This is a genomic window from Undibacterium sp. Di27W (assembly GCF_049340345.1).
Classification (GTDB): Bacteria; Pseudomonadota; Gammaproteobacteria; order Burkholderiales; family Burkholderiaceae_D; genus Undibacterium.
In genome coordinates this window covers 1-891 of the sequence record NZ_JBMPOS010000077.1, presented here as the reverse complement: position 1 = coordinate 891, position 891 = coordinate 1, and the positions used below count along the sequence as shown (strand labels likewise).

Genomic DNA, 891 nt, shown 5'->3' with positions numbered 1-891 from the left:
GCCAAAAAACAGCCGAGATCCACTTCACCAACGTCAGCTACCCCGTAGCCGGGCTCGGCACGACTGGACTCCTGAGTCTGGGCCAACTGCAAAGCTGGAGCACCTCCCAGATCCAAAGCAATACCACCCGCAGCGACTACAGCTACAACACCCGTGGCCAGCTCAGCACCAGTACCACCTATGCCAAAGTCAATAGCGACGGCACAGGCGTGGCTGATGGTAGCCACAGTATCACCCGCTACACCTACGATGTTGCTGGTAACCTGCTGATGACTGTTGATGCACTCAACAACCAAACCAGCTACACCTACGACGGCCTGGGCCGTCAACTCAGCACCACCGACGCCCTGCAAAAGACCAGCTACACCGAATACGATGATGCCAACCACAAAATCATCCAGCACAACACCAGTGGCCGCATCGACACCCAAGTGTATGACAATCAAGGCCATTTACTCAGCAGCACCCTCGGTGGCGAACTCACCACCAGCTACGGCTATGATGCCCTGGGCCGCCTCGTCTATGCCAAAGACCCGACCGGTGTCGAACAACTGCACATCTACGATGCCGCAGGCAATTTGCAGGCCGACATCAATGGCAAAGGTGAAGTCACCCAATACATCTACAATGTCCTGGGTCAGCGCGTCCAGACCATTGCCCGCGCCAATGCCCTGACAGATAGCCAGTTCCAGCAACTCAAAGGCCAGGTCCTTCAGACCGGCAATGCAGCAGCCAACATCAGCGTTATTCCTGTCACCGCCAGTGCCAGTGCCAGCGACATGATCGTCCGTACCCTGTACGACAAACTGGGCAGAGTCGCCAAAACCATCAGTCCACTGGGTGAAGTCACTGAGCTGCAATACAACGCTGCAGGCAACCTCGTTGCGACGA

General features: G+C 56.5%; 1 pseudogene. It reads left to right on the top strand.

Annotated features, from left to right (window positions below):
* Positions 1-891: pseudogene (locus tag ACO0LF_RS31320) on the top strand (hypothetical protein); the annotation flags it as partial.